The sequence below is a fragment of the Paenibacillus sp. FSL H8-0048 genome (assembly GCF_038002825.1).
Classification (GTDB): domain Bacteria; phylum Bacillota; class Bacilli; order Paenibacillales; family Paenibacillaceae; genus Paenibacillus_AQ.
Genome location: NZ_JBBODF010000001.1, coordinates 3,826,891 through 3,841,561 on the forward strand (window position 1 = coordinate 3,826,891; position 14,671 = coordinate 3,841,561).

The 14,671-nt window shown below is 57.1% G+C and carries 14 protein-coding genes and 1 riboswitch; of the genes, 1 reads left to right on the forward strand and 13 read right to left on the reverse strand.

From position 1 onward, the window contains the following. Positions 1 to 254 precede the first annotated feature (254 nt). Entirely contained in the window at positions 255 to 404 is a 150-nt protein-coding gene (locus NSU18_RS16200) for a hypothetical protein (protein ID WP_341014665.1), read from the forward strand. A gap of 109 nt (positions 405 to 513) precedes the next feature. Here NSU18_RS16200 and purN read toward each other — a convergent pair whose 3' ends face one another. The 13 genes from purN to NSU18_RS16265 all read right to left on the reverse strand — a co-directional run bounded on the left by purN (position 514) and on the right by NSU18_RS16265 (position 14,539). Further along, positions 514 to 1,128 carry a phosphoribosylglycinamide formyltransferase gene (gene purN, locus NSU18_RS16205; RefSeq protein WP_341149536.1) on the reverse strand — a complete coding sequence of 205 codons (615 nt, stop codon included), beginning with the start codon at positions 1,126 to 1,128 and terminating at the stop codon, positions 514 to 516. Then, the gene (gene purM / locus NSU18_RS16210; protein WP_341014667.1) at positions 1,128 to 2,168 is read right to left on the reverse strand and encodes a phosphoribosylformylglycinamidine cyclo-ligase; all 1,041 of its coding nucleotides are present in this window, start codon (positions 2,166 to 2,168) and stop codon (positions 1,128 to 1,130) included. Before purM ends, purN begins: the two co-directional genes overlap by 1 nt. A 657-nt stretch (positions 2,169 to 2,825) precedes the next feature. Then, a complete protein-coding gene (gene purF, locus NSU18_RS16215; protein ID WP_341014668.1) occupies positions 2,826 to 4,322 on the reverse strand; it encodes an amidophosphoribosyltransferase in 1,497 nt (498 codons plus the stop codon). Then, positions 4,307 to 6,553 (reverse strand): phosphoribosylformylglycinamidine synthase subunit PurL, encoded by a 2,247-nt coding sequence (gene purL / locus NSU18_RS16220; protein WP_341014669.1) that lies wholly within the window; start codon positions 6,551 to 6,553, stop codon positions 4,307 to 4,309. Before purL ends, purF begins: the two co-directional genes overlap by 16 nt. Beyond that, a complete protein-coding gene (gene purQ / locus NSU18_RS16225; protein ID WP_341149537.1) occupies positions 6,531 to 7,220 on the reverse strand; it encodes a phosphoribosylformylglycinamidine synthase subunit PurQ in 690 nt (229 codons plus the stop codon). Before purQ ends, purL begins: the two co-directional genes overlap by 23 nt. Before the next feature lie 5 nt (positions 7,221 to 7,225). Further along, on the reverse strand, positions 7,226 to 7,471 hold the full coding sequence (gene purS / locus NSU18_RS16230) for a phosphoribosylformylglycinamidine synthase subunit PurS (protein ID WP_019913657.1): 246 nt from the start codon (positions 7,469 to 7,471) through the stop codon (positions 7,226 to 7,228). A 71-nt stretch (positions 7,472 to 7,542) separates the two neighbouring features. After that, complete coding sequence (locus NSU18_RS16235; RefSeq protein WP_341149538.1) at positions 7,543 to 8,433, reverse strand: phosphoribosylaminoimidazolesuccinocarboxamide synthase; 891 nt, start codon at positions 8,431 to 8,433, stop codon at positions 7,543 to 7,545. 369 nt (positions 8,434 to 8,802) lie between these two features. Further along, positions 8,803 to 10,098, reverse strand: coding sequence for an adenylosuccinate lyase (gene purB, locus NSU18_RS16240; protein ID WP_076080170.1), 1,296 nt, complete (start codon positions 10,096 to 10,098; stop codon positions 8,803 to 8,805). A gap of 6 nt (positions 10,099 to 10,104) precedes the next feature. Further along, the gene (gene purK, locus NSU18_RS16245; RefSeq protein WP_445321863.1) at positions 10,105 to 11,229 is read right to left on the reverse strand and encodes a 5-(carboxyamino)imidazole ribonucleotide synthase; all 1,125 of its coding nucleotides are present in this window, start codon (positions 11,227 to 11,229) and stop codon (positions 10,105 to 10,107) included. A gap of 239 nt (positions 11,230 to 11,468) precedes the next feature. After that, positions 11,469 to 11,954 (reverse strand): 5-(carboxyamino)imidazole ribonucleotide mutase, encoded by a 486-nt coding sequence (gene purE, locus NSU18_RS16250; RefSeq protein WP_341149540.1) that lies wholly within the window; start codon positions 11,952 to 11,954, stop codon positions 11,469 to 11,471. Positions 11,955 to 12,198: 244 nt separating this feature from the next. Beyond that, positions 12,199 to 12,300, reverse strand: a riboswitch (purine riboswitch). 163 nt (positions 12,301 to 12,463) lie between these two features. Next, the gene (locus NSU18_RS16255; RefSeq protein WP_341149541.1) at positions 12,464 to 12,898 is read right to left on the reverse strand and encodes a universal stress protein; all 435 of its coding nucleotides are present in this window, start codon (positions 12,896 to 12,898) and stop codon (positions 12,464 to 12,466) included. Positions 12,899 to 12,948: 50 nt separating this feature from the next. Beyond that, a complete protein-coding gene (locus NSU18_RS16260) occupies positions 12,949 to 13,212 on the reverse strand; it encodes a DUF1294 domain-containing protein (RefSeq protein WP_341014679.1) in 264 nt (87 codons plus the stop codon). Between the two features lie 79 nt (positions 13,213 to 13,291). Next, on the reverse strand, positions 13,292 to 14,539 hold the full coding sequence (locus tag NSU18_RS16265; protein ID WP_341149542.1) for an MFS transporter: 1,248 nt from the start codon (positions 14,537 to 14,539) through the stop codon (positions 13,292 to 13,294). Positions 14,540 to 14,671 lie beyond the last annotated feature (132 nt).

Below are 14,671 nucleotides of genomic sequence, written 5' to 3' on the forward strand. Positions count from 1 at the left end.
ATTTCGGCGGGGAAGCACGTAGCGGGGCAGTAGTTGGAAAATGTACACTTAAATGACGCCAGATAAGGTCAATCATTCGATTGAGGCCGGATTAGTTGTACTTTTTCCACTTGTGCTCCGCTAACCGCATATATCAGCCAGATTAGATGGAGAAAATCCACCTGTTCCAGCAGCTTAGCTTATTGAGTTGGGAATACTAAACCTTTAAATTAGTATTACCTTGTACCTGTGGATGATTGTCGGATGAACTCCGGATGATTGCAGCGATGAATCCTGCAGAACAAACTATTATTTTAGAATTTCCTGGTGTTTCTGTCCTGCTATTTGTGCTTCTGTCTTTACGCCAGCAAACCTGTATTTTCGCAATTTCAGGCCAAGCCGCCAGAGCTTACGTCAATTTCTGACGCTCCAGCAGTATTTCCCGAGAAATATCAGAATCGGCCGGGGTTTGCCTGAAATGTCGAAATCAGTCCGGTTCAACAGTCAACACAGGTAGCTATACAACAGCTTCGCTTAATCGGCAATAGTCGTCATTCTTCCGTTCAATTCTACTTTTCCGGCGGCAAAAGCACTCACTACCTCAGGATACAGCGCGTATTCAACCTGATGGATGCGTGCAGCCAGCGATTCGGCGGTATCTCCAGATTGGACCTCCACGCTGCGCTGGGCAATCACCGTTCCCGTATCCATGCCTCCATCTACAAAATGCACGGTCACGCCCGTCAGCTTCACGCCATACTCCAGCGCCTGCCCGATGGCGTCCTTCCCGGCAAACGCCGGCAGCAGCGAAGGATGAATGTTGATGATCCGTCCGGTATACGGTGCGAGCAGAACCGGGGAGACCAGACGCATATAGCCGGCCAGCACCACCAGTCCGATGTTCCGCCGCTGCAATTCAGCAACAATCGCGGCCTCGTACTGCTCCCGGCCCGCGAAGTCCTTCGGCCGCAGCAGCAGAGCAGGAATTCCTGCCTCCTCTGCCCGCTGTGCTACAGGCGCTTCCGGTTTATCCGAGACCAGCAGCTCTATGCTGCCTCCGCCCAGCCTGCCCTCCCGCTGTGCCTGGACCAGTGCAGCGAAATTGCTGCCTGTTCCGGAGGCAAAGACAGCGATTCGGCCCCACTCCATCAGACTTCAGCTCCCGTGAAGGTAACGACGCGCTCTCCTTCAGTAACTGTGCCGATCCGGTAAGCCTCTTCCCCGCTGGCCTTAAGCAGCGCAAGCGCACGCTCTGCGTCCGCTTCTGCCACTACCAGCACCAGCCCTACGCCCATATTGAACGTGGTGAACATGTCACGGTTGCTGACCTGCCCCTTGCTCTGCATCAGAGTGAAGACCGGCTGAATCGGCCAGGAGCCGTAGTTGATCTCTACATTCACATTCTCCGGCAATACGCGCGGAATATTCTCGATGAATCCGCCGCCGGTAATATGGGCCATGCCCTTGACCGGAAGCTGTTCCAGCAGTGCAAGCAGCGGCTTCACGTAGATCCGGGTCGGGGCCAGCAGAACGTCTGCCAACGGCGCTCCCAGCTCCGGTACAACCTCATCCAGGCCGTAACCGTCTTCCTCCAGCAGCAGCTTGCGCACCAGCGAGAAGCCATTGCTGTGAATCCCGCTCGAAGCCAGTCCAATAACTGTGTCTCCTGGAGCAATGTCTGCTCCGGTGACCAGCTTCGCCTTATCGGCCACGCCGACAGTGAATCCGGCGATATCATATTCGCCCGCCGCATACATGCCGGGCATCTCCGCAGTCTCGCCGCCGATCAGCGCGCAGCCCGCCTGATGGCAGCCTTCCGCGATCCCGGATACGATGGCTTCAATCTTTTCCGGCACAACCTTATCGCAGGCCAGATAATCGAGGAAGAACAGCGGCTCAGCGCCCTGTACCACGATGTCATTCACGCACATGGCGACCGCATCGATGCCAATCGTGTCGTGGCGGTCAGCCGCGAACGCGATCTTCAGCTTCGTGCCCACACCATCTGTTCCCGATACGAGAACCGGCTCTTCGTACTTGTCCTTATTCAGGCCGAACAGGGCGCCGAAGCCGCCCAGCTCCGTCATTACCTCTGGGCGGTATGTGCGCTTCACATGCTTCTTCATGCGTTCTACTGCTTCATTGCCAGCCGCAATATCCACTCCGGCTTTCTTGTACGCTTCTGACACGTTTGGACACCTCATTTAGATTAGTTTAGAGCGCGGGTTCGGGGCGGCAGGGATTTGAACCCTTCACTTCTGGGGTGGTTATAGTCGTCATTCCGAGGAACATTTGGACTTCCGGCCGCTGTTATGGCCCGATTTCCTGATTGATACCGCTACTTGCGGTAGAAATCGGGCCATAAAGGCGGACGCTACCGCTCCTACAGTTCCAAATTTCCTCTCCATGACTCCAACCACCGGGTTTAAATCCCTGCCGCAAGCCGAAGCTTCGCGCCTTGCACAGCGGCAAGGGGTCGGCGCTGGGCTTCGCACAGCGCCTCCTTAGGCGACCGTCACCCCGACTTTGCGGCAGCAAACGGGACGGGGGCGGGAGCTCTTCTCCGCACGGGGCGAAGCCGTGCGGGCCTTAAGGCGACAGAATCTCCTGATTTGCGCAGCAAACAGGACAGATTCTGGAGCCGGAGGGGCCGGCGGACCGCAGGCCGCCGGGGGGGCAGCGCCGCTAAGCGTGTCCCGTCCGTGCGCAGCACACAGGGACAAAGCGGGGACGCGCACCCAAGCCTACTTAGCAAGTTTAGAGCAAGCTCCTTCCACCAAACTTTCGGGTGGCCGGAGGGCAGCGCCCTCCGGAATCCCCCTTCGCAAGGGGGACTTAGGGGGATGTTAACAGCTGCATCCGTCCTTCTCTTCCCCGCCGAAATCCACCTGCGTCGGGTAATCATTGTCGAAGCAGGACAGGCATAGGCCGCCTTTGTAATCGTCACTATTATAGCCGCCGATGGACTGGATCAGCCCTTCGGGAGAGAGGAACGCCAGGGAATCGGCGTTGATCTCCTCGCACATCTCGGCGATGGTCTTGTAAGAGGCAATCAGCTCCCGGCGGTCCGGGGTATCGATGCCATAGAAGCACGGATTCTTGAACGGCGGCGAGGTAATCCGCACGTGGACCTCTAAGGCTCCGGCTTCGCGCAGCAGGTTGACGATCCGGCGCGAGGTGGTACCCCGCACGATCGAATCGTCGATCATCACTACGCGCTGGCCTTCCACGACGCGGCGTACCGCGCTGAGCTTCATCTTGACGCCCTGCTCACGCAGCTCCTGGCTGGGCTGGATGAACGTACGGCCGGTATATTTGTTCTTGATTAGTCCCAGCTCGTACGGGATGCCCGTCTGCTCGGCATAGCCGATGGCGGCGGAGATACTGGAATCCGGCACGCCGGTGACAATATCCGCATCCACGAAGGCTTCGAGCGCCATACGGCTGCCCATACGCTTGCGGGCGGAGTGCAGGTTGGAGCCGTTCAGGTCGCTGTCCGGGCGGGCGAAGTAGATGTACTCCATCGCACACAGTGCTTTGCGCTTAGGCTCTGCGAAGCGTTCTTCACGGAAGCCGTTCTGATCCAGCACCAACAGCTCACCCGGTTCAATATCACGCACCAGCTCAGCGCCGATGACTTCAAGCGCACACGACTCGGAAGCGAAGACATAGGCTTCGCCCAGACGGCCCATCACGAGCGGACGGAGTCCGTGGGTATCTGAGGCGACAATCAGCTTGTCATTGGTCATCAAGAGGAAGGCGAAGCCGCCGACCAGTTGCGACAAGGCATCCTTCGTAGCTTCGACAAAATCCTTCTGTGACCGCGCAATCAGATGCGCCAGCACCTCGGTATCACTGGTCGTCTGGAAGATCGAGCCGCCCTGTTCGAGCTGCTTGCGGATCAGCGGCTCGTTGACGATGTTGCCGTTCGTGGCAATCGCCAGATCGCCGTCACGGTATTTGAAGACCAGCGGCTGCGCATTGGTCAGCCGGCTGTCTCCGCTGGTGGAGTACCGCACATGGCCAATTGACATGTCTCCGACCAGCGAAGCAATCTTGTCTTTGTCGAAGACTTCCTTCACCAGGCCCATGCCGCGGTGATAGTTGAAGTCGCGTCCATCCGCCACGCAGATGCCCGCGCTCTCTTCGCCCCGGTGCTGCAGGGCATGCAGTCCGTAATAGGACATGGAGGCAGCCTCCGGGTGTCCGAAGACCCCGAAGACGCCGCATTCCTCTTTTAACGTGTCAAAAATATCTCCCGAGCCCGTTCCTTCATTGTAAAAGTCGCCGGTCCACAGGATAGGGGCTTCCTGCTTGTTCCCGGTCTTTATTTCATAAGACATGGAATAGCATCCTCCCAAATGGTCTTCAGTCCGGTAACAGCTTCATCCAGTGCAGACGAGCCGTCCAGTGTAACGCGCAGGCGCTCTCCGCCAACGGTTCCAATGATCTCTACAGGCACGCCGTATGCGGCAACTGCCGCCTTCAGCTCCTCTGCATGGTCAGGCGCCGAAGTCAGGATAATACGGGACTGGCTCTCGCTGAACAGCGCCACATCCGGGCGCAGCCCGCCTGCGGACAGCTCAATATTCGCGCCGATACTGCCGCTGATGCAGCTCTCTGCCAGCGCTCCGGCCAAGCCGCCTTCAGACAGGTCATGCGCCGAGCGCACCAGACCGCTGCGGATGGCAGCGAGGACGGCATCCAACAGCTTGCGCTCAGTCGCCAGGTCCAGCTCCGGCGGACGGCCTTCCGTCAAGCCATGCACAGCATACTGAAATTCACTGCCGCCCAGCTCTGCCTTCGTCACGCCTAGCAGAAGTACAGCATCGCCTTCCTGCTTGAAGGCCTGGGTTGTAATGTGATCCGTATCTTCAACCAGTCCCACCATGCCGACAACCGGTGTCGGGTAGATGGCCCCGGAGGCATTCTCGTTATACAGGCTGACATTCCCGCCAATAACCGGCGTATCCAGCACCCGGCAAGCTTCTGCCATACCGTCTACCGCGCGTTCCATCTGCCAGAAGATCTCCGGCTTCTCCGGGCTGCCGAAGTTCAGGTTGTCTGTAATCGCCAGCGGCTGGGCACCGGAGCAGACGATATTTCGCGCCGCTTCGCTGACAGCAATGCGTCCGCCCACTTCAGGGTCCAGATAGACATAACGGCCGTTACAGTCCGTCGTCATGGCCAGACCTTTGCGCGTACCATGAATGGTGACCACTGCCGCATCGGAACCCGGGCGAACCGCCGTGCTGGTGCGTACCATATAATCGTATTGATTGTATACCCATGCTTTGCTTGCTACGGTAGGCGATCCCAGTACAGTGCGCAGCGCACCGCCCAGATCAGTCACTTCCTCATACCGCAGCGTATCAATCGCTGCATTGTCCTCGTAGTATGCAGGAATTGCAGACGGTTTGTTATAGATCGGACATTCATCCACCAGCGCCTTCACCGGCATATCGCCGACCACTTCGCCGTGATGGAACAGCTTCAGGCGGCCGTCATCGGTCACCTTACCTACCTTGCGGCAAATCACGCCCCAGCGGTCAAAAATCTCCTGCGCCTGCGCCTCATCCTTAGGCTCCACCACGAACAGCATCCGCTCCTGGGATTCCGAGAGCATCATCTCATATGGGGTCATCCCGTCTTCACGCTGCGGCACCTGATCCAGATACAGCTCCAGACCGTTGCCTGCCTTACTCGCCATTTCTGCGCTGGAGCAGGTCAGTCCGGCTGCGCCCATATCCTGAATGCCGAGGACGATGCCGCTGTCGATCAGCTCCAGACAGGATTCCATCACCAGCTTCTCCATGAACGGATCGCCGACCTGTACGGCGGTCTTCTTAGCTTCCGATTCCTCACTCAGCTCCACCGATGCGAAGGTCGCACCATGAATGCCGTCACGGCCAGTAGGCGGACCTACGTAGAATACGGGGTTACCTACCCCTTTGGCGACACCGCGCTGAATTTTGTCATGATCGATTAGCCCGACACACATCGCATTCACCAGCGGATTGCCGTCATAGCTGTTGTCGAACATAATCTCGCCGCCGACCGTCGGAATCCCGATACAGTTGCCGTAGCCTGCAATCCCGGACACGACATGCTCGAACAGGTATTTAACCCGGTCACTTTCCAGCTTCCCGAAGCGCAGGGAATTCAGCAAGGCCACCGGTCTTGCTCCCATGGAGAAAATATCGCGGATAATCCCGCCCACCCCGGTTGCCGCGCCCTGATAAGGCTCTACTGCCGACGGATGGTTGTGGCTTTCGATTTTGAAGACAACGGCCTGGTTATCCCCGATATCTACGATGCCCGCGCCTTCACCCGGTCCCATCAGTACCTTCGGTCCGCTTGTAGGGAAGCGGCTCAGCAGCGGCTTAGAGTTCTTATATGCACAGTGCTCAGACCACATGACGCTGAACACACCGATTTCAGTATAATTGGGCTTACGTCCCATGAAGGAGGTAATGAGCTCATATTCGCTGTCTGATACACCGAACTGACTGTAGATTTTCTGCTCCGCGATCTGCTCTGCGTTCGGCTCCTTAGCGGATACTTGCTGCGTCATAACGATCCCTCCATGTCTTGAGAATGGATGTGAACATCCGTTTGCCGTCTTCCGAGCCCAGCAGGCTATTCGCTGCACGCTCCGGGTGAGGCATCATGCCGACTACATTGCCCGCCACATTACTGATTCCGGCAATATCGGCCACCGAACCGTTCGGGTTGTCACCATAGGTGAATACGATCTGATTGTTCGCCTGAAGCTCTGCTAGCGTCTCTTCATCACAATAGTAATTGCCTTCGCCATGCGCGATAGGAATGACGATCTCTTCATCCTTCGCATAGTCAATAGTAAACGGGGTTGTGTTATTAACGACCTTAAGCACCGAGTCATGACAACGGAACTTCATCGACATGTTGCGGCGCAGCGCGCCCGGCAGAAGACCTGCTTCGGTCAGAATCTGGAACCCGTTGCAGATACCGAGCACGAATTTGCCCTGCTCTGCCGCCTTAGCCACTTCAGCCATTACCGGAGCGAACCGGGAGATTGCGCCGCAGCGCAGGTAGTCACCATAAGAGAAGCCGCCCGGCACGAGAATGCAGTCATACGCCGACAGGTCTGTCGCTGTATGCCATACATAATCCACTGGTTCGCCGAGGCTGTCTTCTACTGCCTTGTAGCAGTCAATGTCACAATTGGAGCCTGGAAAGACAAGTACTGCAAATTTCATGACGTTTAGTCCTCCAATTCGTAGCGGTAATCCTCGATCACCGTGTTGGCCAGCAGCTTCTCGCACATTTCCTTCAGGCGTCCTTCCGCTTCTGCGCGGTTATCGGTATCGAGGGTCAGCTCCATATACTTGCCGATCCGCAGACTTTCAACTTCCTGGAATCCAACGGAATGCAGGGCACCCTGCACGGCAACTCCCTGAGGGTCGAGCACGCTTTTCTTAATGGTGACGTAGACTGTCGCTTTTAACATACGCTTGTAGTTCCTCCTAGAATTTAATGAACTGAATTAGGCTTAATGTAGAGAATACAACTAAAATGAATCTACAACGACTTTCCAGTAAGGCGGTGATAGATATCCAGGTACCGGCGCGACGTTTCTTCGACCACCTCAGCCGGCAACGGGTCCGGCGTACTGTTTTTGTCCCAGGAGGAGGCTGACAGGTACGTGCGAACCGGCTCCTTATCCATGCTGTCAATCTCGATATCCAGTGCGTACTTGTCCTTGGCCCAGAAGCGGGAAGCATCCGGTGTGAAGATCTCATCGATCAGAATCACCTTACCGTCCAACAGACCGAACTCGAATTTGCAATCGGCGAGGATGATGCCGCGTTCTTCACAATAGGCTCTGGCAAAAGCGAACAGCTTCAGGCTCTTCTCCTTAAGCGTAAGCGCAAGCTCTGCGCCGATCTGCTCCTGCATCCGCTCAAACGGAATGTCCTCATCGTGACCAACATCATTTTTAGCCGCAGGTGTGAAAATCGGCTCCGCCAGCACCGCATTTTTCCGCAGTCCCTTGGGCAGCTCAATGCCGTTGACCTCTCCGGTCTCCTGGTACTGCCGCCAGCCGCCGCCGGTAATGCAGCCGCGCACGACACATTCGATGTCAATCCTCTCGGCTTTGCGGACAACCATGATCCGGTTCTTGAGCGCTTCCCTGTCCTTCACAATGTCCCCGAGCTTGTCCACCTCGATATGCACCACATGGTTCTCGATCAGCTCCCGGGTCTGGCCGAACCAGAAGGCGCTGAGCCTGTTCAGCACATTGCCCTTGTCCGGCACCGCCGGATCCAGCACATAATCGAAGGCAGAGATCCGGTCTGTTACCACGATCAGTATCTCATCCCCTAAATCATATAGCTCACGAACCTTGCCTTTGTAGAGCAGCGGCGCATTTACTAGTTCCACGGCAGTGGATATGGCCGAAGATGTCATGACCTTTCCTCCCTTGAACAAATGATCTTGCGTATATTTGGCTAAAAGCGCCTGGGGCGGTCTGTTCCCTTCGCATCAGCGGAAACTGCTTCTCCTTCGGGTTAATAGGGTCACTGCGGGAATTTTGGACTTCCGATCGCTGTTATGTTTGAATTTCTTGATTTGAACCGCTTAGCGGTGGAAATCCAAACATAAAGGCGAACGCTGACGCTTCTACAGTTCCAAAATCCCTCTCCGTTCCTCCTTTAACCCTAATATCTAAATCACATCCACTGTCGCATACGCTCCAGACCAACGTCTCTTCCCGCACCGCTCCGCCCAACTCTTCTCCAGTTCATCCCTTCACCACTGACTTACCTTTTTTATAAATCAGATCAGCTCCAGCTTACGGAAGATAGTGTCCACATGCTTGAGATGCCAGGAAGGATTGAACGCATCCTCGATCTCCTCCGCGCTAAGCACGGCAGTGATTTCCGGGGTGGCTTCCACGATGTCACGGAACTGGGTCTGCTCCTCCCAAGCCTGCATCGCGCGCGGCTGCACGGTGTCGTACGCCTGCTCGCGGCTGAAGCCCTTGTCGATCAGCTTGGTCAGGATGCGGCCGGAGAACGGAACGCCGAAGGTGCGGTTCATGTTGCGCTTCATATTCTCAGGGAATACAGTCAGGTTCTTCACGATGTTGCCGAAGCGGTTCAGCATATAGTTCAGCAGCATGGTCGCATCCGGCAGGATGATCCGCTCTACGGAGGAATGCGAGATATCGCGTTCATGCCACAACGGCACGTTCTCGTAAGCTGTCATCATATGGCCACGGATTACACGTGACAGACCGGAGATGTTCTCGCAGCCGATCGGGTTGCGCTTGTGCGGCATAGCAGACGAGCCCTTTTGACCCTTGGCAAAAGCCTCCTCGACCTCGCGGATCTCACTCTTCTGCAAAGCGCGGATCTCGGTAGCGAACTTGTCGAGGGAAGTAGCAACCAGTGCCAGCGCCGCCATGTACTCTGCGTGACGGTCACGCTGCAGGGTCTGCGTGGAGATTGGTGCGGGGCTGGTGCCCAGCTTGCGGCAGACGAATTCTTCCACGAACGGGTCGATGTTGGCATAGGTGCCGACGGCCCCGGAGATTTTGCCGAATTGTACGCCGTTCGCGGCATGACGGAAGCGCTCCAGGTTCCGCTTCATTTCCTCATACCACAGTGCCATCTTCAGCCCGAATGTCGTAGGCTCTGCATGTACGCCATGGGTACGGCCCATCATCGGGGTATCCTTGTAGGCGATAGCTTTGTCTTTTAGAATCTCAATGAACCGGATGATATCCTGCTCCAGAATCTCGTTGGCCTGACGCAGCAGGTAACCGAGCGCCGTGTCGACCACATCTGTCGAGGTTAGTCCGTAATGCACCCATTTGCGCTCTGCGCCAAGGCTCTCAGATACCGCACGGGTAAAAGCAATCACATCATGGCGTGTTTCCAGCTCAATCTCATCGATCCGCGCGATATCGAATTTGGCATCCTTGCGCAGCTTCGCGGCATCTTCATGCGGGATGACTCCCAGCTCGGCCCATGCCTCACAGGCGCAAATCTCAACTTCCAGCCACGCGTTGAATTTATTCTCTTCGGTCCAAATGGCCCGCATCTCAGGTCTGCTGTAACGTTCAATCATAGCTTGTCAGTTCCTCCAAAGGTTAGTTTGCTCTACCCAGGACAAGCCGTCGCCGGTATCCTTGCAGAGCAGGTTGATATGGCCCATTTTGCGGCCGGTTTTGCTCTCGGTCTTACCATATATATGAAGCTTGGGTGATACTCCAAGCCTGTCCGCTTCCTCATTCGCACGGCAGGCTGCCTGAACGGCTCCCTCCAGATGCTGGCCGAGTACATTCACCATCACCACAGGAGTAAGCAGCGAGGTAGCGCCCAGCGGCAGATTGCAGATGGCCCGCACATGCTGCTCGAACTGCGAGGTCACGCAGGCATCCATCGTGTAATGACCGGAGTTATGCGGACGCGGCGCCAGCTCGTTGACGAACAGCTCTCCATCCTCTGTCACGAACATCTCTACCGCCAGCAGCCCGACCGCCTCCATGCCGGAGACAATCCGCTCGGCCAGCTCACAGGCCCGCTGTTGAATCTCCTCCGGCACCCGTGCAGGCACAATCGAGAGATGCAGGATATTATCCACATGAATGTTCTCGGCAGGCGGGAAGCTCTTGACCTCCCCCGAGGCGCTCCGGGCGGCGATGACCGAAATCTCACATTTGAAAGTGATGAATTTCTCCAGCACCAGCTCCGGCGCGTCCACCTGTGCGGCCCCGTCAGCCTGAGCCGATGCCCCCGGCGCGACCTGCCGAAACGCTGCCGCCAGCTCTTCCGGTCTGCGGATGACGGCTTGTCCCTTGCCGTCGTACCCCCCTGTGGCGGTCTTCAGCACACAGGGCAAGCCCAGGTCTTTAGCCGCGGCTTCCAGCTCCGCCAGGCTGCCCACCTTGCGGTACGGGGCAACGGGTACGCCCGCCGCCTCGACCGCCGCCTTCTCGCGCAGCCGGTGCTGCGTCGTATACAGCAGCGCGCTGCCCTGCGGCACGTACGATTCCTCCGTCAGCAGCGCGGCTACGCCAGCGTCCACGTTCTCGAATTCGTACGTGATGACGTCGGAGCGCCGCGCCAGCTCGCGCGCGGCGTCCCGGTCGTTATACGCCGCTGTGATCTGCGGCGTAATCTGCCCGCAGGGCGCATCCTTTGCCGGGTCCAGCGCCACGAAGCGGTAGCCCATGGCGCTCCCGGACAGCGCCATCATGCGCCCCAGCTGCCCGCCGCCGAGCACGCCGATCGTAGCACCGGGCAGCAGCGTCAGTGGCGGCTGCACCCCGGTCTCTTCCCGCTCCGGCTCGGCTCCGGCAGCTATTGCTCTGCCTTCAGCCTTTACCGCACGCTCTGCCCCGAAGCCTTCCGCTCCGCCTTGAGCCTTCATCCCCCGCTCCGCCTTAGCCTGCTCCGCGCCACCCTCCAGCCGTCCGGCCCTCAGCTCCTCCAGGCTCATAGACTCTCGCTGCTTTCCAGCACCTCTTGCTGAGTCGCCTCGCGCCGCAGCTGCACACGCTGCGCCACCTCCGGCTCGAAGGCGCCGATGATCTGCGCTGCCAGCAGCGCCGCATTGATAGCTCCGGCGCGGCCGATGGCTACTGTCGCTACAGGAATGCCCGCAGGCATCTGCACAATCGACAGCAGCGAGTCCATGCCGTTCAAGGCCTTCGACTGCACAGGTACACCGATGACCGGCAGCATGGTCTTCGCAGCCACCATACCCGGCAGATGCGCCGCACCGCCCGCTCCAGCGATGATGACCCGCAGGCCGCGCTCCGCCGCCTCCTCGGCATAACGGAACATCAGATCCGGTGTGCGGTGTGCAGAGACAACCTTTTTCTCATAAGCTATATCCAGCTCCTCCAGCACTTCACAGGTATGCTGCATCGTTTCATAGTCCGATTTGCTGCCCATAATGACACCTACTTGCACAGACATCGTTCACCCAGCCTTCCATTTCCGTTATAGAGATTTCTCTGATTTCATTGTGTCCCGTTTCCTGCCAATTCCCGCATGAACCGTGAAAAATAGCCCGGACTCCAGACGCATTCTGCTGCGGGTGGACCCGGACTACTAAGGAATCAGGTGATAACCGCCCGGCAGCCGCACTCTCCCCGTCCTAACAGGCAGGAGAATACAGGAACACCGCCCCGGGCTGCGGGGAGGCTACCCTGCTGTCGTTCCAGTTATCCTATTTCCTCGTAGTCCGGCAATTTACGGTTACCGGGTAGAAACTTCCGGGCCCTATCCCCGGTTTTATACGAGCTCTTCATAGATTCAGTTTAACAACGCCCTACACATCATGTCAACTTAAACACGAACATTGTCATATCAGACTTGTAAATTGTTCGCTTTTGGGCATAAATGAAAATCTTATTCCCGCTAATCTGCCCATTTACGTACTAAAAAAAGGGGAACGCCACAGCGTTCCTCTACTAGAGCTTCTATTATTTAACAACCAGCACCGGAATGCGCGCGCTTTGCACCACATTATGGCTGACGCTGCCCAGAACGAACTCCCGGATACCGCCCAGCCCCCGGCTGCCGATTACGATCACATCTGCACCCTGCTCCTTGGCATAATTCAGAATAATTTCCGCAGGCGATCCCTGCAGCAATTCTACCGTAGCATTCAGACCTTCGGCATCCAGGCGGCTTTTCACTTCATCCGTTGTCTGGACCGCGAGGTCATAATAATCCTTGTTCACCGATGCCGGCAGAGGCGCGAGAGCTTCCCCGATGAAGAACCGCGGGAATTCAAATGCGTGTACGACGTACAGGGAGGACCCTGGAGTTACCTTAGCCAGCTCGATCGCCCGTTCCAGAGCCTGATTCGAAGCCTTTGAACCGTCATAGGCAAGCACAATTTTAGAGAATAACATATACGCCACCTCTTTCTGTTATTTACATCATTACCAAGCCCTCAAGCGGCTTACCTCAAAAAATACCCATACAGCAGCATATTCAGCAGCAGCAGTAGCGGAATTCCGAGTCTGAAGGAAGTATGCCTCGTCTTGTGGCGCTTGCGGTACATGGCAATCAGCACACCCAGCGCACCGCCCATGAACGCCAGCAGAAACAATGTTTTCTCCGGCACCCGATCCCGTCTTTTCCGGGCCTTGTTCTTGTCTTCCGACATCACTACATACCCGATAATGTTGATCAGCGCGAACCACAGCAATACCGCCTTGACCATCCTTCCGGCCCCTCCTCCTGGCATCCTACCTTGCTCTCTATTATATTACCCTTTCCGGCAAAAAACCAATAACCTCACATCACCGGCCCTGCAGCTCCCGCTCTTTCTTGCTCCGCCCGCCTGCGGCTCCGGCCTCTCTGATCCAGAACCAGGACAGCACTGCCGCCAGCACCGCTGCAATGGCTCCCAGCCAGAAGCCTCCTCGCAGACCGTACGCCGCACTCATCCATCCCGCTACAAAAGGACCGCCCGACATACCGATCGCATACACCGCCTGATAGAACCCCATCGCTGTCGCCCGCTTAAACGGAGCTACCCCGGAGACGGATTTCCCCAGCAGCAGCGGGAAGATCAGGCCTTGCATGAACCCGTTCCCAATCTGTGTTACACATAACGCCGCGAGCGTAGGCATCGAGGGAATGAGCAGCGTGAACACCGCACTTCCGGCAAAACCCAGCATCAGTGTCCCCCGGTCCCCCAGCCACCGGCCGAACAGCCGCGCACCATAGAGGGTCGCTATCGCATGTGGCAGCATAAAAGCCAGCGTCAGCCAGCCGAGGCTCCCCTTGCTCGCGCCAATATAGAGCGCCTGATTCGGCGTGTAGCCGAACATCGTAATGAACAGCACACAATGGGCCAGCACCGATAACAGCGATACTTTTACCAGCAGCGGTTCCTTCACGACACCGGCCAGATCCTTGAGCTTAATCGCTGTGCGCTTCTCCAGCTGTTGCTCCGGCAGACGGACGACCAGCAGCATCGCAGCCACCGCCACGATTCCTCCGATGATGAACGGGGTATTCCAGCCGAAGTGATCAACGATATAACCGCTGATCATCATACTGGTCAATTGGGCAATCACCGTGGTGAACTGGAGCATCCCCATAGCCCTGCCCGCCTCCTCTTTCGGAAAATACCCCGCGAACATCACCGAGTACACCACCCACGCCGATGCCGCTATCCCCGAGACCGCCCGCGCCGCCAGCGCCCAGCCCGGATGGGCCCCTGCCAGGAACAGCAGACAGCTCGCTCCGCTCGCGATCAGCCCCAGATAGATGAACGGCCGCCGCCGGTTAAGCACATCTGAACCCATTCCTATCGGCAGCCGGAAGAGAATCTGCATCAGGCCGTAGATTCCCAGCACCGCTCCCACCATGACATAAGAAGCCCCCAGATGCTCCACATACGGCGAGAGCACCGGAACATAGATATACGAAGAGAACCAGAACATAAAGACTATTACCAGAAAATACAACCGGCTGCTCCCCTTCTTACCCGGGGCCTCTGCCGCCTTCACCACATTCGCTAAACCTTCAGCCGCTGCCACTTCTCCACCTGCCCCACTCTATTTATCGAAACCCTGAAGCCTGATCCCTTTTCAATCTTTGTAAGTAAAGCATATCTACCGTCCCTTGAACAGCCCTGAAGCCGCAACAAGACCACCGGTACATCCCGGCAG